Below are 20366 nucleotides of genomic sequence, written 5' to 3'. Positions count from 1 at the left end.
ATCTTGACGTCAAGAGACTTCATATCGACAGAACCACTACACTGATCGTCATGGAGGACGAGGTCGACCGGCTGGTCGCTGCATGGCGCCGAGAGCGCCCCGACCTCGACGTGGAACCGCTCGAGGTGCTCAGCCGCGTCAGCAGGCTCGCACGCCACCTGGACCGGGCCCGGCGGCTGGCCTTCTCCGAGCACAGCCTGGAGCCGTGGGAGTTCGACGTGCTCACCTCGCTGCGCCGCACCGGCGACCCGTACCAGCTCTCCCCCGGGCAACTGCTGACGCAGACCCTCGTCACGTCCGGCACGATGACCAACCGGATCGACAGGCTCGCTCAGAAGGGCCTGGTGGAGCGGCTGCCGGACCCTTCGGACCGGCGGGGAGTGCTCGTCCGGCTCACCCCCGAGGGCCGCGAGCGCGCCGACCAGGCGCTGGCCGGGCTGCTCGCCCAGGAGCGGTCCATCCTCGGTGAACTGACGGACCGCCAGCGCGGCGACCTCGCGGCGCTGCTACGACAGCTGACCGCTCCGTTCGACAACATCCCCGGCTGACGGGACCAGTTCCACCGGTCCGACACCGGCCCGGCGCGCCAGCGCGACCGCCGCCAGCGTCGAGTGCACGCCCAGCTTCCCCAGCACGTTCTGCATATGGGTGCGGACGGTGTGCGGGGACAGGAACAGCCGCTCGGCGACCGCCTTGCGGCCGAGCCCCGCCACCATGCAGCGCAGCACCTCCTGCTCGCGCGGCGTCAGCGACTCCACCAGCCGCTCGCTCTCGGTGCGGTGCCGGCGGGCCGCGGTCAGCTCCCGCAGCACTCCGGTGAGCAGCGCGGGCGGCAGATGCGTCTCGTCCCGCAGCACACCGCGCATCACGGCCAGCAGCCGGGACAGCGAACAGTCCTTGGCGACCCAGCCGGAGGCCCCGGCCTGCAGCGCGCGGGCCGCGCGCCGCGCGTCGTCCCGCTCGGCCAGCACCACGGTGCGCGTCGAGGGATACTCCGAGCGGACCCGCTCCACCAGGCCGATCCCGTCGACCAGTTGCTCCGGGACCGCGGCCACCGGCGGGCCGGGATGGTCGCCCTGGCGCGCCTCCGGCACGAGCCGCGGTACCGCCGTCAGCGCTCCCGCGCCCACCGGGCTCCCCGCGCGGAGGACCGCGCCGAGGTCGGCGTCCACCAGCAGCACGTCGTACCTGCGGTTGTCGGCCACCGCGCGCTCCAGACAGCGCTGCGCGGCGGGGCCGCTGCCTGCCGCCGACACGTCGACGTCCGGCTCCGCCGCGAGTGCGGCCGCCAGCGACTCTGCGAAGATGCGGTGATCGTCCACGACGAGAACACGAATGCGTCCCACGGGCCCCACTCCCGGCATGTTGCCCTCCCCCACGGTTGGGATTGCGATCGCATGGGATCCGGCGCCCGGAAACAGGATGTACCACCACAGCCCCGCACGACCGCCGTCGAAGCGCGTCCGAGGTGCCTGTTCCGGGTGCCGAATCCTTGCGTCTCGCCCCCTGATCGCACCGGCCCCCACCGGCGCTGTGTCAGAAGCGTAGGGGCCGGGGGCGCCGATAGCGCCCGATTGGCAGAAGTGGCCGGTAGCAGTGGATGCATTCGGCCAACCCATGGGGCGCGCGGGAACGTTGGTGCTTCGAATCCGTGGCGGAATCCGGCCGGTCGGGGTTTGGGACGACCCGGCAGGGGGACGTCCGACCGGCCGGCCGGCCGGAGAACAGGGCGGGTCAGACCTTGCGGGCGCCCGCCGACGGGACCGCCGTGAAGACCCGCGGCTCCTGGAGGCCCGCGGCCGCGAAGGCCGAGACGACCGCCTCGGTGATCTTCTCCGCCGCGTCGCTCTCCGCGAGGACGATGGCCGAACCGCCGAACCCGCCGCCCGTCATCCGCGCGCCCAGCGCGCCGGAGGCGTTGGCGGTGTCGACGACGAGGTCCAACTCGGCGCAGGAGATCCGGAAGTCGTCGCGCAGCGAGACATGACCGGCCGTCAGTACCGCCCCGATGTCCCGGGTGCGGCCGGCGTCCAGCAGCTCGATGACCTGCTCGACGCGGTGGTTCTCGGTGACGATGTGGCGGACGAGTCCGAGGATGCTCTCGTCGTGCCCGCCCTGGCGCAGCCGGTCGAGGGCCGCGGCCAGGCCGTCGAAGGGGATGTCGCGCAGCGCGGGGACCCCGAGGGCGGCGGCGCCGGCCTCGCATCCCGCCCGGCGCTCGGCGTACGAACCGTCGCTGTGCGCGTGCTTGACGCGGGTGTCCACGACCAGCAGCCGCATCCCCTCCGCCGCCAGGTCCAGCGGCACCTGGCGCTGCGATCCGTCGCGGGTGTCCACGAACAGGGCGTGTCCCGCGGTGCAGCAGGCGGACGCGGTCTGGTCCATGATCCCGGTGGGAGCGCCGACGTAGACGTTCTCGGCGCGCTGGCACAGCAGCGCCATCGCGGGCCGCTCCACCCCGAGGCCGTGCAGGTCGTTGAGGGCGAGGGCGGTCACGACCTCCAGCGCGGCGGACGAGGACAGGCCGGCACCGGTGGGGACCGTGCTCTCGTAGTGGATGTCCGCGCCGGTGAGCCGGTGGCCCGCCTCGCGCAGCGCCCACACCACGCCCGCCGGGTACGAGGCCCAGCCGTCGTCCCTGCCGGGCGTCAGCTCGTCGAGCCGCAGTTCGACGATGCCGCCGGGCATGTCGCCGGAGTGCACGCGCAGCAGGCCGTCGTCGCGGCGGGCGACCGAGGCCACGGTGGTGTGCGGCAGCGCGAACGGCATCACGAAGCCGTCGTTGTAGTCGGTGTGCTCACCGATCAGGTTCACGCGGCCGGGCGCGGCCCACACGCCCTCCGGTGCGGTGCCGAACACCTTCTCGAACACGGTCACTTGGCGGTCTCCTGGTTCTCCCCGCGCTGGGCGAACGCCCATGCGTCCTGGACGATTTCGGCGAGATCCGGCCGGGTCGGACGCCAGCCGAGGACCCGGCGGGCCCGGTCGGCGGACGCGACCAGCACGGCCGGATCGCCACCGCGGCGCGCGACGGTGACCTCGGGGACCGGGTGACCGGTGACCTGCCGGACGGTCTCGACGACCTGGCGCACGGAGAAGCCCTCACCGTTGCCGAGGTTGCAGATGAGGTGCTCGCCCTCGGCGCCCGCGGTCAGCGCCAGCAGGTGCGCCTGCGCGAGGTCGGCGACGTGGATGTAGTCGCGGACGCAGGTCCCGTCCGGGGTCGGGTAGTCGTCGCCGTAGACGGAGATCGCCTCGCGGCGGCCCTGCGCGACCTGGAGGACCAGCGGGATGAGGTGCGACTCGGGGTCGTGCCGCTCGCCGATCATGCCGCCGGAGAGCGACCGGTACGCCCCGGCCACGTTGAAGTACCGCAGGGAGACGGCGGTCAGCCCGTGCGCCGCCGCCTCGCCGGTGATCATGTGGTCGACGGCGAGCTTGGTGGCGCCGTAGGGATTGGTCGGCGCGGTCGCGTCGTCCTCGGTGATCGGGACGGACTTCGGCTCGCCGTAGGTCGCGGCCGTCGAGGAGAAGACGAGCCGGCGGACCCCGCACTCGCGCATCGCGGCGAGCAGCTCCATGGAGCCCGCCACGTTGTTGCGCCAGTACTTGCCCGGGTCGGCGACCGACTCGCCGACCTGCGAGGAGGCGGCGAAGTGCAGCACGGCGTCGAACGAGGAGTCGAGCACCTTCCCCGCGTCCTGGATCCGTCCCTCGACGAAGGCGGCGCCGGCCGGCACGCCCTCGCGGAAGCCCGTCGACAGGTCGTCGAGGACGGTGACCCGGTGGCCGGCTTCCAGCAGGTGCGCCGTGACGACGCTGCCGACGTAACCGGCGCCGCCGGTCACCAGGACCTTCATGGGGGTGCTCACTGGCTCGCTACCTCTCGCAGTCGCTGTGCCGCGGTTTCCGGTGGCACGTCGTTGATGAACACACTCATGCCGGATTCGGAACCCGCGAGGAATTTCAGCTTGCCGGAAGTGCGGCGGACGGTGAAAAGCTCGAGGTGCAGCGCGAAATCGCCCCGGTCGGCCGCCCCGAAGGGCGCCTGGTGCCAGCCCGCGATGTACGGCGTGCGCGGTTCGCCCTCCCCGAAGATCCGGTCGAAGCGCTTCAAGAGTTCCAGATAGACATGTGGGAACTCTGTGCGCGCGTCCTCGTCGAGCCCCAGCAGGTCCGGCACCCGGCGGTTCGGGTAGAGGTGCACCTCGTAGGGCCAGTGCGCCGCGTACGGCACGAACGCCGTCCAGTGCCCGGTGGCCAGTACGACGCGGCGGCCGTCGGCGCGCTCGTCGGCGAGTACGTCGTCGAAGAGGTTGCCGCCGGTGCGCTCCCGGTGCTCGGCCAGCGAGCGCAGCATCAGCTCGGTGCGCGGGGTGGTGAACGGATAGGCGTAGATCTGGCCGTGCGGGTGGCCGAGGGTGACGCCGATCTCCTTGCCGCGGTTCTCGAAGCAGAAGACCTGCTCGACGCCGGGGAGCTGGGACAGCTCGGCCGTGCGGTCGGTCCAGGCGTCGAGCACCAGCCCGGCCTGCTCGGGGGTGAGGTCGGCGAACGAGGCGTCGTGGTCGGAGGTGAAGCAGACCACCTCGCAGCGGCCCGAGTCGCCCGCGAGGGAGGGGAAGCGGTTCTCGAAGACGGCGACGTCGTATTCGGCCGCCGGGATCTCGCTGAGCCGGCCGTCGCGCGACGGGCAGAGCGGGCACTCGTCGGCCGGCGGGTGGTAGATGCGGCCCTGCCGGTGGGAGGCGACGGCGACGGTGTCGCCCAGCAGCGGATCGCGGCGGAGCTCCGAGGACGTGGCGACCGCGTCCAGCGGGCGCCGGTCCACGGCGTCGCGCACCGCGTCGTCGCGGGAGTCGTAGTAGAGCAGCTCGCGGCCGTCCGCCAGGCGAGTCGTCGTCTTCTTCACTCCGGGGGCCCCTCATCAAACTTACTCAACAGAACCGCGCACAATGAACCACAAAACAACAGTGCCGTCAATGCGTCGGCCAGGACGCGGTGAGATCGCCGGGAAGCGGGGGCACGGCGGCATGACGATGCCCCCGCGCACGGCGCGGGGGCATCGGATTCAGGGGCCGTCAGGGCCCGGCGATCAGGGGCGTGGGGGAGGTCCGGCGCAGGGGCGAGGGCGGCCGTGGGCGGCGCCCGCCCGGTCAGCCTCCGGAGGACAGGCTCCCGGCCGCGACCCGGTCCAGCAGCCCGGTACGGGCCGCGAGCGCCGCGGCCTCCAGCCGGGAGCCGACGCCGAGCTTCATGAGCACCCGCTGCACATGGGTGCGCGCGGTGCTGGGGGCGATGCTCATCCCGGCGGCGATCAGCCGGGTGTCCTCGCCCTCGGCGACCCGCATCAGCACCTCGATCTCGCGCGGTGTGAGCATCTGCAGCAGCCGGCTGCCCTCGTCGTCGGGCTCCTCCACCGGGTTCAGCAATTCCGCGAACGCGCTCTGCAGCAGTTGCGGGGAGACCGCGACCTCACCGGCCCTGGCCTTCACCATGGCCCGCTCGACGCCCTCGATGCGCTCGTCCTGCCGCACATATCCCGAGGCGCCGGCCGCGAAAGCCGCCGCGATCCCGCGCGGGCTCGGCACCGGCCCGAGCACGACCACGGCCACCGCCGGCCGCTCGCGCTTGACCCGCGAGACGGTCTCGAAAACTCCCGGGTCGGCCGGGGACGACGTGCCGATCAGGCACACCTCCGGCGATCTGCTCAGTACGAGGTCCGCCGCCCCCGCAGCCGGCGAAGCGGCGGCGAGTACCCGGTGGCCACGGAGTTTCAGTGCCGAGGCGAGTGCCTCCGCCAGCAGCCGGTGGTCGTCGATGACGACAAGACGTACGCCCATGTCGCGTTCCCCTATCCCCCTGAGGACCGATCGGGACCGGTCCCGGCGGCTCCACGTCCTGCCCCCACATGTACGTAGCGCACGGCCCGCCCGGTGTCCCGACGGTGACCCCTCGGCGGGCCCGGGTCTAGCCCCGGAAGCTACACGTTTGTTCGACGCGGCGCGCCCCTTACCGGTAAGAAGCACCCCTCAATTCCGAAATACCCGTCATTGATGGCCGGTTCACAACCGGAGCGACTCATCGTGCACAGAACGGGCCCACAACGGGACAGGTGTCTCGTTGTGGGCCCGTCGGTGCGGTACTGGGGGTTTGGAAGCTACCGGTGGTTCAGCTGATGTCCGTGATCACCGTGGCCGACGAGGAGGTCCGCGCGGAGATGTTGACGGCGGAGACGATGAAGTGGCCGTTGTACAGCGACTGGTAGCTGTACAGGTCCGAGAAGTCCCGTTCGGCCTTCTCGGTGTCGGAGCCGAACTTCATGTACGGCGTGTTCTTCTGCGTCTTCGGGTCCATCGCGTAGAGCCCGCCGGGCTTCTCGTACCCCGACTTCTGATACACCATGACCTTGCCGTCCACCATGGTGATGACCCGTGCCTCGCCGGCGACGTCCGGCTTGACGGTCCACAGGGGCTTGCCGGTCCTCAGGTCGATGGCTGCGATCTCGTTGGTCTGACCGTAGGAGCCGGTCGTGTCCTTGTGCGTCTTCGTCGGGGTGTACAGCGTCGTGCCGTCGATGGCGAAGTTGAAGCAGGCCCCCTCACCGGGGATCCGGCAGTGGATCCCGTAGTTGCCCTGGTATCCGCCGTTGCCCAGTGAGGTGTGGCCGACGAGCTTGCCGTTCTCCAGGTACATCAGGTCGGACATCAGGCTGTTGGTCGCGCCGATGCCGACGACCACCGGATCGGTGGACACGATGGCGGAGAGCTCGGTGCCCGCCGACACCTGCCAGGACCAGGTGGTCTTGTACGTGGTGGTGTCGACGCCCCGGACGAAGACCTCCCTGCCGCACTTCACCTCGACGACCAGCTGCTTGCCGCCCGTGTAGCTCTTGTCCTGGCAGTTCGAGGACGGCACGGGCGCCCAGACCTGCGCGTGGGTGCTGAGCTTGTACCCGGCGTAGCCGTGCAGCCAGGCCACCGCCGCGATGTCACCGCTCACCGCGACCGTCGAGTACATGAACGTGCTGGACGAGGAGCCGGCCGCGATGGGCAGCGGCACCTCCCAGAGCTTCGTGCCCTTGGAGATGTCGACGGCCATCAACATCTCGCACTTGGCGCCGAACTGGATCGCGATCCGGTTCTCGGAGGCGGTGTCCGACGCCGGGCAGGACTCGCCCGTGATCGGGATCGACCACTTCTCCGCGCCGCCCTTGAGCGCGAACCCCTTCACGGAGTCGGTCATCGTCTTGACGACGGTGTCACCGCTGAACCAGACGTTCGGCACCTTGGCCTGGATCTCGTCGGTGGGCGGCCGGGTCGTGTCCTTGCTCCAGCCGATCTTGGCGTTGATAACGCCCTGCGGCTTGTCGTTGGTATCGGCGGTGCCCGTCGAGGACTGGTCCGCGATCGGCTTCTTCCCGCCGTCGTCGTCCTTCGTCGCGAACCACACACCGCCACCGATGACCAGCACCGCGACGACGACCGCGGCGATGATCACGACGAGCTTGCTGTTGCCGCCGCCCTGACCGCCGCCCGGCTGCGTGTACACGGTCTGCGGCGGCGGGCCCTGCGGGTAGCCGTACTGCGGCGACTGGCCGGGCGGCGGACCCTGCGGGTAGCCGTACTGGGGCTGCTGCGGAGCCGGCTGCGCGTACGGGTTCTGCCCCGGCGGCACCGGCTGCGCGTACGGGTTGTCCGGAACCTGGCCCGGAGGCGGGGTCTGCGGATAGCCGTACTGCGGCGGCTGGCCGGGCGGCGGACCCTGCGGCGGGCCCTGCGGCGGCTGGTGCTGCGGCGGCTGGGACGCCTGCGGGCTCAGGGCCGTCGGCGGGTAGGGGTTCTGCGGCTGCTGGGGAGGCGGAGGCCCAGCACCCTCGGGCTTCCCGAGGTTGGGCGGGTTGCCGGGCGGCGGGGGCGGCTGCGTCATCAGCAGGTCCTCATTCAGGCCATACCAGTAAAGGTCAGGTAAGCGGGAGTTCTCTTTCTATCACTGCGTCCCCGCAGCCCCACGCCTCGGACCACGACCGTTACGCGCCCGCTACAAGCCCCACACGCCGGGGCGCGCACGCCCCGGCGTCAGGAAGCGCTACTCGTCGTCGGCCAGTTCCAGCCAACGCATCTCCAGCTCGTCGCGCTCGTCGCGCAGCGAGCGCAACTGCGTGTCCAGCTTGGCGACGAGGTCGAAGTCGGTCGAGTTGTCCGCGATCTGCGCGTGCACCTTGGTCTCTTCCTGACCGATGCGGTCGAGCCTCCGCTCGACCTTCTGCAGCTCCTTCTTCGCCGCCCGCTCGTCCCGCGAGCCGGCGGCACCCCCCGCCTTGCCCTTCGCCGCGACCGGCGCGGGCGCCGCGTCCGCCGCGATACGGCGACGGCGCTCCAGGTACTCGTCGACCCCGCGCGGCAGCATCCGCAGCGTCGAGTCGCCGAGCAGCGCCCAGACGTTGTCGGTCGTGCGCTCCAGGAAGAACCGGTCGTGGCTGATGACCACCATCGAACCGGGCCATCCGTCGAGGACGTCCTCCAGCTGCGTCAGCGTCTCGATGTCCAGGTCGTTGGTCGGCTCGTCGAGGAACAGCACGTTCGGCTCGTCCATCAGCAGCCGCAGGATCTGCAGCCGGCGCCGCTCACCACCCGACAGGTCACCGACCGGCGTCCACTGCTTCTCCTTCGAGAAGCCGAACTGCTCGCAGAGCTGGCCCGCCGTCATCTCCTTGCCCTTGCCGAGGTCCACGCGCTGGCGCACGCTCTCCACGGCCTGGAGCACCCGCCACGTCGGGTCGACCTCGCTGACCTCCTGCGACAGGTACGCGAGCTTCACCGTCCTGCCGACGACGATCTTCCCGGCCGGCGGCTGGTCGTCACCGTGCGAGTACGCGGCCTGCGCCAGCGCCCGCAGCAGCGACGTCTTGCCCGCGCCGTTCACCCCGACCAGACCGATGCGGTCGCCGGGACCGAGCTGCCACGTCAGGTGCTTGAGCAGCATCTTGTCGCCGCCCTGGATCGTCACGTCCTCCAGCTCGAAGACGGTCTTCCCGAGCCGCGAGTTGGCGAACTTCATCAGCTCGGCGCTGTCACGCGGCGGCGGCACGTCCGCGATCAGCTCGTTCGCGGCCTCGATGCGGTAGCGCGGCTTGCTCGTCCGCGCGGGGGCGCCGCGGCGCAGCCAGGCCAGCTCCTTGCGCATCAGGTTCTGCCGCTTGCCCTCCTCGGTGGCCGCCCGCCGGTCGCGCTCGGCCCGCGCGAAGACGTAGTCGCTGTAGCCGCCCTCGTACTCGTGCACGTCACCGCGCTGCACGTCCCACATCCGGGTGCAGACCTGGTCCAGGAACCACCGGTCGTGAGTGACGCAGACCAGCGCGGAGCGCCGGGTCTGCAGGTGGCCCGCCAGCCAGGCGATGCCCTCGACGTCGAGGTGGTTGGTCGGCTCGTCGAGCACGACCAGGTCCTGCTCGTCGATCAGCAGCTTCGCCAGCGCGATCCTGCGCCGCTCACCACCGGACAGCGGCCCGATCACCGTGTCCAGCCCCTGCGGGAACCCCGGCAGGTCCAGCCCGCCGAACAGCCCGGTCAGCACGTCGCGGATCTTCGCGTCCCCGAGCCACTCGTGGTCCGCCTTGTCCCCGACCACCTCGTGCCGCACGGTCGCGGTCGGATCCAGGCTGTCGTGCTGCGTCAGCACCCCGAGCCGCAGCCCGCCCACGTGCGTGACGCGCCCGGTGTCCGGCTCCTCCAGCTGCGCGAGCATCCGGATCAGGGTCGTCTTCCCGTCACCATTGCGGCCGACGACCCCGATACGGTCGCCCTCCGAAACACCGAGGGAAACACCGTCGAGCAGCGCCCGGGTGCCGTAGACCTTTCCTACGGCCTCGACGTTGACGAGGTTGACGGCCACTTTTACTCCATGCTGGTGCGGAACGATCGACTTCCAGGGTAGTCGCCACCGCTGACCGCCCCCGACCCGCTGCGGACGGGCGGCTCAGTGCCCGAAGCCGAGACGGGTGTCCTGTGCACGGGACAGCTCATGGACGGCGCGAATGGCGAGGCCGGCGGCGACGACACTCAGCAGGGACACGACGATGTCGCATGCAGCGAAGGTCCGCAGCGCGTCGGTGAAACCCTTGACATCCAGCCTGCCTGCGACCTCCGTCACCTCATACGTGGTGAAGTCGCTTTCGTCCGGCCCCACGGAGGCGTAGACCGACGTCACCACGCTGAGCGTGAGGTAGCCGACCCAGCTCGCCCACCAGGCATTGACCACTCCACGGAGCCGGGGCGGCGCGGGACCGAGCGCCTTGATGACGTCATCGGTGATCTGCTTCGGCTCCCAGAGATTGCTCACAGGGAAGAACCACGCACTCACCGCCCGGCCCGGAGCCCGCCGGTGCCCGCCCGGGGCCAGGAACTCCGCGTTGGCCCGGAGGCGGCGGAACCACATGAGGAAGACCACCACCGTGGCGAGGCCCACGACGAGGGACAGCACGTACGCGATCTCGTAGAGATCGGAATCGGCGTCCACGAGACGTGACAGGGCCAGCTCGGAGTTGTCTCCGGCCTCCGCGTACACATCTCCGACGGCACTGCGGTACCGCAGCTGCGCAAGCGCCCCTATCAGCCCGGTGATCCCGGCGGCACCGAGCAGCGCCATGGCCGCCGTGGCCACCCCACCCACCGGCTTCGGCCGCAGCGGAGGGGGCGCGGCTATCGGATGGGGCGGCGTGGCCGACGGCAGTGACATGCCGGTGATCCTAGAAGCACCCGCCCCTCCGGGCACCGGCGGATTGGTCAAGCACCCGCGAGGTGGTCGAACTCGCCCGACTTGACGCCGTGGAGCAGGGCGCGGAGCGCGGCGGGGGTGGTGTGGACGATCACATCGGGATCGTCGGATTCACGGAGACGGACGGTTCCGTCGGGGGTGCGGGATATGTGGAGGCAGTTTGCGCCCTCGTCGCTGTAGGAGGACTTCCGCCATGACTGTGCTGACACGTCTGCCGCCTTTCAGGCGCTGTGGGCGAGGTGGTGGATCAGGTCCCGTGACTTCTCCGGGGTGAGAGCCCCACTGTTCATGCGGTCGAGCACCACGCGATATTTCTCCAGCTGCGCCTCCGCGTCCAGGAACTCGCAACCATGCGGAGTATCCAGCTCCACGGTGTCGAGTTTCGGGACCGGGCCCAAGACGTAGGTGATCGGCTGGCCTGAGGAGACGTAGGCCTCAACCCCGAAGGGGATCACGGTGATGGTGACGTTCTCGTGCTCGCTCATCTCGACGAGGTGCGCGAGCTGCCTTCGCGAGACATCCGGCCCACCGACCCCCATCCGCAGCGCAGCCTCATGGACGACAGCCGCGTATTGCGTCCGGCCATCGCCGTAGAGGATGCCTTGGCGTTTCAGCCGGTAGGAGAGCCTGTGCTCCACCTCATGCGGCAGTAGGGGCGGAACAGTCTCCTGGAAGGTCGCTCGGGCGTGATCCAGCGTCTGCAGGAGCCCGGGAATGTGGATCACCACGGCGACCCGCATGCCCGTCGTGTGGTGTTCCAGCTCGGCCAGGTCCAGCAATCCGGCGGGCAGCGTGTCGCGGTACTCCTCCCACCAACCGCGCTTGCGCTCTCCTGTCATGGCCACGAGCGCGTCGACGAGATCCGGGTCGGAGCAGTCGTAGTTCCTGGCCAGCGTGCGCACGCGCTCCGCGCTCGGACCGAAGCGGGCTGCTTCGATGTTGCTGATCTGCGCGGAGTTGACGCCGAGCAAGCGCGCGGCCTCAGCCGACGAAAGCCCCGCGCGCTCACGAAGTTTCCGCAGCTCCGCGCCGAGACGCAGTTGTCGTGCGGTGGGGTTGCTCCTCATCGGCACGTGTCGTGCTCCTCGCTCTCGATCCGCGGGCGGGCATCACTCGTACGCGTTACGCCTTCAATGATTCTGCCCGAAGCGCTGAAATCTTTTCGCCATAACGTCTACCGTATGAGGCAGACACTCTGCGTCACCGAAAGTGCACCGCTTGCACAGCGACAACGCCACCGAGCGACGCCCTCTCCGAAGGAGATCCGCATGGACAACGTAGCGGCGAACACTCCGTGTTCAGACGACTTCTGGACGTACACGCTCGCGCTACCGCATGACGGCAGAGCCGTCCGCATCGCGCGGGCGATGACGCGGACGGTGCTCCACACCTACGGGATGCCGCAGGTCAGCGATGTAGCGGAGCTACTGGCAAGCGAGTTGGTGACCAACGCGCTGCGGTACTCGGACGGGCCGTCGTGGATCCGGCTGAGCAATCCGCGCACGAAGCACGTACGGGTGGGGGTGTGGGACTCCAACCCGACGATTCCGGCGCCGTTCCGTGGCGCGCTCCATCCGCCCGGCCCGCCCGAGTGCGCCGAGCGGGGGCGCGGGCTGCTGCTCGTGCGCGAATGTGCGGATCGGTGGGGCGGGTACGCGCTCGGCGAGGAAGTGTTCGGAATGTGCGGAAAGTTGCTGTGGTTCGAGTTGGCCGCCTGATGCCGGAACCCGGCGATCCCCTCGTCGAGGCGGCCCTGCGGGTGACCGTCAGCGGACTGGACCTGGCCGCGGCCGAACGGTTCGACCGGGAGCTGAGCGCCGCGCGGCAGGAGGCGGAACGGACAGGCAGCGCCGCGCCGCTGCGAACCTTCCTGCACCGCTGGCGGGTATTCATCGCCCTGCGGCGCCACCTCGACGACTCGCGAGGCCACGGGGACACGGGTGATACCTGACGCCGCCGGGGAGTTGCTCCGGCTCGGACTCGCGGCGGCCGGCACTCACCCGGACTGTGTACCAAAAGCGTCCTTGATGGACGCTTTCACTCCACACCGCCCGAACCCCTGCCACCCTCAAGCCCGCAGGATCGTCGCTCCCGGCGCCGGGGCCGTCGTGGCGCGCGTCGTGCGGCACGTGCCGGAAGCCAGGACCGCCTCGGCGATCTTCGCGGCTTCTTCGGCGGTCCCCGCCAGGAAGGCGCACGTCGGGCCCGAGCCGGAGACCAGGGCCGCCAGGGCGCCCGCCTCAACACCCGCTCGGAGGGTGTCGGCGAGGGACGGCCGCAGGGACAACGCGGCCGACTGCAGGTCGTTGCTCAGGGCGGCGGCCAGCGCGGCGGGGTCGCCGGAGGCGAGGGCTTCGAGCAGCGCCGGTGCCGGTTCCGGGTCGGGGATGTCGGCCGTGGTGGCGCCCGAGCCGGACGCTTCGCGCAGCCGGTCGCACTCGCGGTAGACGGCCGGGGTCGACAGGCCGCCGTCCGCGACGGCGAAGACCCAGTGGAACGGTCCCCGCACGTCGAGCGGGGTGAGGATCTCGCCCCGGCCGCGTCCGAGCGCGGCTCCGCCGATCAGGTTGAACGGCACGTCGCTGCCCAGCTCGGCGCAGATGTCGAGGAGTTCGTGCTGCGGGCTGTGCAGCCCCCACAGCGCGTCGCAGGCGAGCAGCGCGCCCGCGCCGTCCGCGCTGCCGCCCGCCATGCCGCCCGCGACGGGAATGTCCTTGGCGATGTGGATGTGGACGTCGGGCTCGATGCCGTGCCGTGCGGCGAGCGCGGCGGCGGCGCGGGCGGCCAGGTTCGTGCCGTCCAGGGGGATCTCGGCGGCGTCCGGGCCGGACGCCGTGATCCGCAGGCTGTCGGCGGGGGTGACGGTGACCTCGTCGTACAGGCCGACGGCGAGGAACACGTTCGCCAGGTCGTGGAAGCCGTCGGGGCGCAGTCCGCCGACGGCGAGCTGCGCGTTGACCTTCGCCGGGATCCGGACGGTCACGGAAGCGGGCAGGCTTGCAGCGGTCAGGTTCGAAGCGGGCAGGCTCACTCCGAGCCCTCCGCCACCCCGGCCGCCACGGCCGGCTTGTGCTCGGCGATGGCCGCGAACTCCTCGACCGTCAGCGCCTCGCCGCGCGCCTGCGGCGAGATGCCGGCCGCGACGAGCGCGGCCTCCGCGGCGGGGGCCGAGCCGGCCCAGCCGGCGAGCGCGGCCCGCAGCGTCTTGCGGCGCTGGGCGAAGGCCGCGTCGACGACGGCGAAGACCTCGCGCCGGGTGGCCGTGGTCGTCGGCGGCTCGTGGCGCACCAGGGCGACCAGCCCGGAGTCGACGTTGGGCGCCGGCCAGAACACGTTGCGGCCGATGGAGCCGGCGCGCTTGACGTCCGCGTACCAGTTCGCCTTCACCGAGGGCACGCCGTAGACCTTGTTGCCGGGCTTGGCGGCCAGCCGGTCGGCGACCTCGGCCTGGACCATGACGAGGGTGCGTTCGATCGTCGGGAACGTCGCGAGCATGTGCAGCAGCACCGGTACCGCCACGTTGTACGGCAGGTTCGCCACCAGCGCGGTCGGCGGCGGTCCCGGCAACTCCGTGACCTGCATCGCGTCGTTGTGCACCAGCGCGAAGCGGTCGGCGCGGGCGGGCATCCGGGCGACGATGGTGGGGGTGAGCGCGCCGGCGAGCACGTCGTCGATCTCGATCGCCGTGACGCGGTCCGCCGCTTCCAGCAGCGCCAGCGTCAGCGATCCGAGGCCGGGACCGACCTCCAGGACGGTGTCGTCCGGCAGCACACCGGCCGTCCGCACGATGCGCCGCACCGTGTTCGCGTCGATGACGAAGTTCTGGCCCCGCTGCTTCGTGGGGCGTACGCCCAGTGCGGCGGCCAGTTCGCGGATGTCGGCGGGACCGAGGAGGGCGTCGGGCTCAGTGGTGCTCACGTACTCAGCGTACGGGCCCTGGGGGCGCCCTCAAGCCGGGCCCCGGGCCCCCGACCCGGGCGATCGTGGTTCCGCAGCCGCCCCAGTCGCTTCAGCCACCTCAGCGACCTCAGCCGCCTCAGCCGCCTCAGCCGCCGAGCTTGCGGCCGCAGACCGGCCACGGGCTGGAGCCGCGCTGGATGTAGAGCCGTTTGGCGCGGAAGGTCTGTTCACCGGCGGAGGCGTCCTGCGGGCGGCCGCGGCCGCCGAGGCTGTGCCAGGTCCGGGTGTCGAACTGGTAGAGGCCGCCGTAGGTGCCGGACGGGTCGACCGCGTGCGGACGCCCGCCCGCCTCGCAGTGCGCGAGACCGCGCCAGTTCAGACCGTCGGTTCCGGCGACCGAGGTCGGCAGCGGCTTGGTGCCGACGCGGACGACCTGCGTGACGGGCTCCCTGACGATCTCGGAGCGTACGATCTTCGCTTTCTGCTGCACCCCGTTGACCGTCCGGAACGCGTACCTGACACGGCGGACGCCCGGCTTCCCCTTGGTGTCGACGGCCTCGGTGCCCTGGAACAGCTTGGCGTCCTTGTGCTTCTCCGTGCGGAATCCCACCGGCTCCTCGCGCACCTCCTCGGAGCCGTAGATGCGCAGCACCGAGATGGTCTGGCCCTCGCGGGGGAAGCTGTCGGGGTCGACGGAGGTCGTGTCCTGGTTCCGCAGGACGATGCCGGACCGGGCGACGAGCTCGCGGACGGTGGCGGCGTTGGTGCGTACCGTCCGCTCGCGGCCGTCGGCGAGCAGCGTGACGGTCCGCTCGGTGCGCACGACGAGATCGAGCCCGTGCCGTCCGATGGTCGAGCGGCGCGAGGCGGACAGGTGCGCGCCCTCGGCGCGGACGCCGAGCTCGCGCAGGGCCTCGTCGACGGTGGCGGCGGTGGTCCACACCCGGCGCTGTTGGCCGTCGAGGGTGAGCGTGACGGGACGGCCGTAGCGGACCTCGACCTGGTCGCCGTCGTGCAGCTCGGCCTGCGGGCCGGGCGCGACGAGGTCGTGCTCGCCCACGGTGACGCCCTGCTGCGCGAGCACCTCTCCGACGTCATCGGCGAAGGTGTGGAGGGTGCGCGGTTCGCCGTCGACGGTGAGCCGTACGTCCTTGTCACCGGCGAGGAAGGCGACGGTCCCGCCCGCGAGGAACGCGACGACCAGTGCCTGCGGCAGCAGCTTGCGCAGGGATTCGGGCCGGAAGTGGGGCCGGAGGTCGGGCCGGGATCCTCCCCCGAGCGCGGGAAACGCCGTCTCCGGGCGTCGGCCACCCCTCCCGCCCTTGCCGGCCCTCGCGGCCCGGCGTGCCGCCATCCTCGCGCCGACCGGAGCAGGTGTCGGCGTCCTCGCACCGACCGGAGCAGGGGCCGGCGCGGGCATCGCATCCTGCTCCGGGATCAGCGGCAGGCAGCCGGTGGCCGCCGCTTCGTCGGCCCACGACGAGTTCGGTACGGCGTCCCAGTCGGCCTGCTCCGGCAGCCGGGCCCTCTCCGCGCCCGCCGGACCCCCCGCTCCGGCGCCCGCCGCATCGCGTGTCGCTCGATGGGTGCCCTGCGCATTGCTCACGACGACTCCAGGTCCGACGGTCACCGATCCGGACCGGGACCTTAACCGAGGTTCCGTCACTCTCCAAACTCATTCGGGCACTCTGTGTTGCGAACACGTGTGCCGGGGCGGACCGGGCGACAGGTGCGGCGCAGGTCGCCCGGCACAGGACGCGGGTGCCGTCAGTAGCCGAAGGCCCGCGCCGTGTTCGCCCCGATGGCCGCCGCCAGCTCGTCCTCCGGGAGCTGCTTCGCCGCGGCCATCGCCCGCAGCGTGACCGGAATGAGGTACGGCGCGTTGGGCCGACCGCGGTACGGCACCGGAGTGAGGAAGGGCGCGTCCGTCTCGACCAGCAGGAGGTCGAGCGGGGCCACGGCGACCGCGTCACGCAGGTCCTGGGCGGACTTGTAGGTGACGTTGCCGGCGAAGGACATGTAGTAGCCCTTGTCGGCGCAGGTCCGGGCCATGGCGGCGTCGCCCGAGTAGCAGTGGAAGACGACGGTGTCGGGGGCGCCCTCCTCGTCGAGGATGCGCAGCACGTCGTCGTGCGCCTCGCGGTCGTGGATGACGAGCGCCTTGCCGACACCCTTGGCGATGTCGATGTGGCGGCGGAAGGAGAGCTGCTGGGCCTCGACGCCCTCCGGGCCGGTACGGAAGTAGTCGAGGCCGGTCTCGCCGACGCCACGGACCTGGGGCAGCGCGGCGAGCGCGGCGATCCGGTCGAGGGCGTCCGCGAGGGCCTTGTCGCCGCCGGGGGTGCGGGCGCCCTGGCGGGACCAGCCGTCCGGATCGCCGTGGACGATCCGGGGGGCCTCGTTGGGGTGCAGGGCGACGGTGGCCCACACGGCCGGGTGCTGGGCGGCGGTGTCGGCCGCCCACTGCGATCCCTTCAGGTCGCAGCCGACCTGGATGAGGGTGGTGACCCCGACGGAGGCGGCCTTGGCCAGAGCTTCCTCGACCGTCCCTTCCTGCATGTCGAGGTGGGTGTGGGAGTCGGCGACCGGGACCCGCAGCGGCTCGGGCGCCGGCGGGGCCGCGGACTTCTCGTTCTTCGGGGACATGCCCCCGATCTTAAGGACGTCAGGCGCTGTCGACGTCTGCCTGCTTGCGGTGCAGCCGGTGGAGCAGGGACCAGTGGTGGGTGCGGTGCACCGCACGTTCGCCGGCCGGGGTGTTCCACAGCGACAGCACGTCGGAGACCTGGCCCGATCGCATGATCCGCACCTTGTGCCCGCCGCAGTTCAGGCAGGTCGGGCGGGTGAGCGGGGACGGCACCTTCTCGCCCGCGGCGATGTAGGTGACGAAGGCCTGGCCTTGCGCGTCGACGTGGTGCTCGATGTCGTACGACTGCTCCCAGCCGTGGCCGCAGCTGAGGCAGGCGAAGGCGTAGGCCTCGGAGACGGTGGTGTCGGATCCGACGATCTCGCTCATGGCAGCTCCTGTTGCCCTCCGGACGAGGCGTCCGGAGCGGGTCTTCCCACTCACCAGCGAACGCCTTCCCGGCCGATCCCGCAGCAGGGGTATACGACTCTTGGGGCACTTTTGGGCTGTAAGTGGGTAGTGCGCGACTTTCCTTTGCCCTCGTCCGAGTTTAGGCGCGTGACACACGTCACGACACTTATTAATGCCCTGCATTAAGATGCGCGCCATGGCGAGATCATCCGGCCCCGAGACCCGGCGCAGACTGCTCCGCGCCGCTGCGGAGCTCTTCGCCGTCAAAGGCGTCGACGGTGCGTTGACCCGCGACATCACCCGGCTCGCGGGCCAGTCCAACCCCTCCGCCGTGCAGTACCACTTCGGATCACGGCAGGGCCTGCTCGAAGCCGTCATGGCCGAGCGCCAGGTCCGGACGGAGGCGGAGCTCGCCCCGCGCCTCGCCGAGCTGCTCGCCCGCGCGGAGCCGGGACGACCGGACCTGCGCGAACTGCTCGCCCTCCTCGTCGCCGCCGAGGCGACCGAGCTCGCCACCGTGGGCGGGCGGCACTGCCTGCTGATCTCCGCACAGCTCAGCCACGAGAGCGGCGTGCGCACCCGCACCCCGCACCCGACGCTGGACGGCACCGGCTACTGGCGGCTCATCTGCCGCATCGAGGCTTGCCTCGGCCGGCTGCCCGAGCCCGTACGCCTGGAACGCCTCGACCTCGCGCTCACCCTGATCGGCGCGGCCCTGGGCGACCGGGCCCGCCAGTACCTCGACGGCACGCGGCCGCTCACCGACGAGCCGCTCTTCCTCGCCGACCTCGTCGGCATGACGACGGCGATGCTGCGCGCGCCGGCACCCGGGACGGACGCCGGGGCCGGGACAGGCGCCGGAACCGGGACCAGGAGCGACGCCGGGACCGACGCCGCCTTGGACCAAGACCCCGACCCCGACCCGCACTCACCAGGGAGCCAGCAATGAACGACCTGACCGACAAGACCGTCATCATCACCGGCGCGGCCCGCGGCCTGGGGGCCGAGACCGCCCGGCAGGCGGTCGCGGCAGGCGCCAGGGTCGTACTGACCGACGTGCTCGACGAGGAGGGCCGGGCCACCGCCGACGCGCTCGGCGACCGGGCCCGCTTCCTGCGCCACGACGTCACCTCCGAGGAGGACTGGGCGGCGGTCGCGGAGTTCGCGGTCGCCGAGTTCGGCGGCATCGACGGCCTCGTCAACAACGCCGGGATAGCCGAGGGGAAGTTCATCGAGGACGCGTCCGTCGACTACTTCCGCAAGGTCCTCGACACCAACCTCACCGGCGTCTTCATCGGCATGAAGACGGTCATCCCGGCCATGAAGGAGCGCGGCGCGGGCTCGATCGTCAACATCTCCTCGGCCGCCGGCCTCGTCGGCCTCGCCCTCACCGCGGGCTACGGCGCGTCCAAGTGGGGCGTCCGCGGCCTCACCAAGATCGCCGCGGTGGAGCTGGGCACCGCCCGCATCCGCGTGAACTCCGTCCATCCCGGAATGACGTACACGGCCATGACGGCGTCGGTCGGCATCCAGCGGGGCGAGGGCAACTTCCCGAACACCCCGATGGGCCGGGTCGGCGAGCCCGACGAGATCGCGGGCGCCGTCACGTTCCTGCTCTCGGACTCCGCCTCGTACGTGACGGGCTCCGAGCTGGCCGTGGACGGCGGCTGGACGGCCGGTCCGACGGTCAAGTTCGTCATGGGCCAGTAGGCGGCACCAGGCGCGTGGGGCGTGCGGGGGTCCTTCCGGTCAGGCCCCCGCGCCGGCCCCGGGTGTTCCCGCGGCCTTGACGGCGTTCTTCGCCGCCACCACCGCGTCGAAGACATCGCGCTTCGGCAGGCCGAGCTCGGCCGCCACGGCCACGATCGCCTCCTTGCGGCGCTCCCCCGCCTCCTCGCGCACCATCACGCGCCGCACGAGTTCGGCCGGCCCCAGATCCGACGGCCCGCGCTCCGGGGCGCCCTCCACGACGACGGTGATCTCGCCGCGCACACCCTCCGCCGCCCAGGCCGCCAGCTCCTTCAGCGGGCCGCGCTTGATCTCCTCGTACGTCTTCGTCAGCTCACGGCACACCGCCGCGCGGCGGTCGGCGCCGAACACCTCCGCCATCGCGGCCAGCGTGTCGTCGATCCGGTGCGGCGCCTCGAAGTACACCAGCGTGCGGCGGTCGTCCGCCACCTCGCGCAGCCGCGCCAGCCGCTCGCCCGCCTTGCGCGGCAGGAAGCCCTCGAAGCAGAACCGGTCGACGGGCAGCCCGGAGAGCGCCAGCGCCGTCAGCACGGCCGAGGGCCCCGGCACCGCCGTGACCCTGATGCCCTTCTCCACGGCCGCCGCCACCAGCCGGTAGCCGGGGTCGGAGACGGACGGCATGCCCGCGTCGGTGACGAGCAGCACGCGGGCGCCGTTCTCCAGCGCCTCGACCAGCTCGGGGGTGCGGGCGGTCTCGTTGCCCTCGAAGTACGAGACGACCTTGCCGGTCGTGTGCACGCCGAGGCCCTGCGTCAGGCGGCGCAGCCGCCGGGTGTCCTCCGCGGCGATCACCTCCGCCGCGGTCAGTTCGGCGGCGAGGCGCGGTGGCGCGTCCTGGATGTCGCCGATGGGGGTCCCCGCCAGAACCAGTACGCCGACGCCTGCCGCTGAGCTAGTCACGGAC

Annotated in this window: 21 protein-coding genes; 5 read left to right on the top strand and 16 right to left on the bottom strand. The window is 71.4% G+C overall.

What is annotated here, in order from left to right; all coding sequences use genetic code 11:
* Positions 1 to 50: 50 nt before the first annotated feature.
* Complete coding sequence (locus tag O3X23_RS38380; RefSeq protein ID WP_269278164.1) at positions 51 to 548, top strand: MarR family winged helix-turn-helix transcriptional regulator; 498 nt, start codon at positions 51 to 53, stop codon at positions 546 to 548.
* On the opposite strand, the gene O3X23_RS38375 is transcribed toward O3X23_RS38380, so the two are convergent.
* The 10 genes from O3X23_RS38375 to O3X23_RS38330 form a co-directional block, all read right to left on the bottom strand.
* Positions 507 to 1346: a response regulator transcription factor gene (locus tag O3X23_RS38375; RefSeq protein ID WP_269278162.1), complete on the bottom strand. Its 840-nt coding sequence runs from the start codon at positions 1344 to 1346 to the stop codon at positions 507 to 509. The genes O3X23_RS38380 and O3X23_RS38375 overlap by 42 nt on opposite strands.
* Positions 1347 to 1734: 388 nt before the next feature.
* A complete protein-coding gene (gene galK, locus O3X23_RS38370; protein ID WP_443048108.1) occupies positions 1735 to 2919 on the bottom strand; it encodes a galactokinase in 1185 nt (394 codons plus the stop codon).
* A complete protein-coding gene (gene galE / locus O3X23_RS38365; RefSeq protein WP_269278207.1) occupies positions 2874 to 3860 on the bottom strand; it encodes a UDP-glucose 4-epimerase GalE in 987 nt (328 codons plus the stop codon). Before galE ends, galK begins: the two co-directional genes overlap by 46 nt.
* Before the next feature lie 8 nt (positions 3861 to 3868).
* Positions 3869 to 4912: a galactose-1-phosphate uridylyltransferase gene (galT, locus tag O3X23_RS38360; protein ID WP_269278156.1), complete on the bottom strand. Its 1044-nt coding sequence runs from the start codon at positions 4910 to 4912 to the stop codon at positions 3869 to 3871.
* A 244-nt stretch (positions 4913 to 5156) separates the two neighbouring features.
* The gene (locus tag O3X23_RS38355; RefSeq protein WP_269278154.1) at positions 5157 to 5843 is read right to left on the bottom strand and encodes a response regulator transcription factor; all 687 of its coding nucleotides are present in this window, start codon (positions 5841 to 5843) and stop codon (positions 5157 to 5159) included.
* Between the two features lie 328 nt (positions 5844 to 6171).
* Positions 6172 to 7929, bottom strand: coding sequence for a hypothetical protein (locus tag O3X23_RS38350; protein WP_269278151.1), 1758 nt, complete (start codon positions 7927 to 7929; stop codon positions 6172 to 6174).
* Between the two features lie 159 nt (positions 7930 to 8088).
* The gene (locus tag O3X23_RS38345; RefSeq protein WP_269278148.1) at positions 8089 to 9894 is read right to left on the bottom strand and encodes an ABC-F family ATP-binding cassette domain-containing protein; all 1806 of its coding nucleotides are present in this window, start codon (positions 9892 to 9894) and stop codon (positions 8089 to 8091) included.
* An 84-nt stretch (positions 9895 to 9978) separates the two neighbouring features.
* The gene (locus O3X23_RS38340) at positions 9979 to 10737 is read right to left on the bottom strand and encodes a DUF4328 domain-containing protein (RefSeq protein ID WP_269278145.1); all 759 of its coding nucleotides are present in this window, start codon (positions 10735 to 10737) and stop codon (positions 9979 to 9981) included.
* 47 nt (positions 10738 to 10784) lie between these two features.
* Positions 10785 to 10985: a DUF397 domain-containing protein gene (locus tag O3X23_RS38335; protein ID WP_269278142.1), complete on the bottom strand. Its 201-nt coding sequence runs from the start codon at positions 10983 to 10985 to the stop codon at positions 10785 to 10787.
* A gap of 12 nt (positions 10986 to 10997) precedes the next feature.
* A complete protein-coding gene (locus tag O3X23_RS38330) occupies positions 10998 to 11849 on the bottom strand; it encodes a helix-turn-helix domain-containing protein (protein WP_269278139.1) in 852 nt (283 codons plus the stop codon).
* Positions 11850 to 12044: 195 nt separating this feature from the next.
* On the opposite strand from O3X23_RS38330, the gene O3X23_RS38325 reads away from it, so the two are divergent.
* Both O3X23_RS38325 and O3X23_RS38320 read left to right on the top strand, forming a co-directional pair.
* A complete protein-coding gene (locus O3X23_RS38325; RefSeq protein ID WP_269278136.1) occupies positions 12045 to 12494 on the top strand; it encodes an ATP-binding protein in 450 nt (149 codons plus the stop codon).
* Positions 12494 to 12727, top strand: a complete 234-nt coding sequence (locus O3X23_RS38320) for a hypothetical protein (protein WP_269278133.1) — start codon at positions 12494 to 12496, stop codon at positions 12725 to 12727. The genes O3X23_RS38325 and O3X23_RS38320 overlap by 1 nt, the downstream gene beginning before the upstream one ends.
* Positions 12728 to 12844: 117 nt before the next feature.
* On the opposite strand, the gene O3X23_RS38315 is transcribed toward O3X23_RS38320, so the two are convergent.
* The 5 genes from O3X23_RS38315 to O3X23_RS38295 form a co-directional block, all read right to left on the bottom strand.
* Complete coding sequence (locus O3X23_RS38315) at positions 12845 to 13807, bottom strand: 4-(cytidine 5'-diphospho)-2-C-methyl-D-erythritol kinase (RefSeq protein ID WP_443048107.1); 963 nt, start codon at positions 13805 to 13807, stop codon at positions 12845 to 12847.
* Positions 13804 to 14694: a 16S rRNA (adenine(1518)-N(6)/adenine(1519)-N(6))-dimethyltransferase RsmA gene (gene rsmA / locus O3X23_RS38310; RefSeq protein WP_269278130.1), complete on the bottom strand. Its 891-nt coding sequence runs from the start codon at positions 14692 to 14694 to the stop codon at positions 13804 to 13806. Before rsmA ends, O3X23_RS38315 begins: the two co-directional genes overlap by 4 nt.
* A gap of 127 nt (positions 14695 to 14821) precedes the next feature.
* Positions 14822 to 16282, bottom strand: a complete 1461-nt coding sequence (locus O3X23_RS38305) for a ubiquitin-like domain-containing protein (protein ID WP_443048106.1) — start codon at positions 16280 to 16282, stop codon at positions 14822 to 14824.
* Positions 16283 to 16443: 161 nt separating this feature from the next.
* A complete protein-coding gene (locus O3X23_RS38300) occupies positions 16444 to 17322 on the bottom strand; it encodes a TatD family hydrolase (protein WP_269278126.1) in 879 nt (292 codons plus the stop codon).
* A 19-nt stretch (positions 17323 to 17341) separates the two neighbouring features.
* Complete coding sequence (locus O3X23_RS38295) at positions 17342 to 17692, bottom strand: hypothetical protein (protein ID WP_269278123.1); 351 nt, start codon at positions 17690 to 17692, stop codon at positions 17342 to 17344.
* 217 nt (positions 17693 to 17909) lie between these two features.
* Between O3X23_RS38295 and O3X23_RS38290 the strand changes: the two genes are divergently transcribed.
* Together O3X23_RS38290 and O3X23_RS38285 are read left to right on the top strand one after the other, a co-directional pair.
* Entirely contained in the window at positions 17910 to 18662 is a 753-nt protein-coding gene (locus O3X23_RS38290; RefSeq protein WP_269278120.1) for a TetR/AcrR family transcriptional regulator, read from the top strand.
* Positions 18659 to 19423, top strand: coding sequence for a glucose 1-dehydrogenase (locus tag O3X23_RS38285; protein ID WP_269278117.1), 765 nt, complete (start codon positions 18659 to 18661; stop codon positions 19421 to 19423). The genes O3X23_RS38290 and O3X23_RS38285 overlap by 4 nt, the downstream gene beginning before the upstream one ends.
* Before the next feature lie 39 nt (positions 19424 to 19462).
* Here O3X23_RS38285 and rsmI read toward each other — a convergent pair whose 3' ends face one another.
* Entirely contained in the window at positions 19463 to 20362 is a 900-nt protein-coding gene (gene rsmI / locus O3X23_RS38280) for a 16S rRNA (cytidine(1402)-2'-O)-methyltransferase (RefSeq protein ID WP_269278198.1), read from the bottom strand.
* Between the last annotated feature and the right edge of the window lie 4 nt (positions 20363 to 20366).

Origin of the sequence: Streptomyces sp. H39-S7, from assembly GCF_027158205.1 — a bacterium.
Lineage (GTDB): Bacteria > Actinomycetota > Actinomycetes > Streptomycetales > Streptomycetaceae > Actinacidiphila.
Note: the sequence above shows the minus strand (reverse complement) of the source record. Positions and strands in the feature narration are given on the sequence as shown.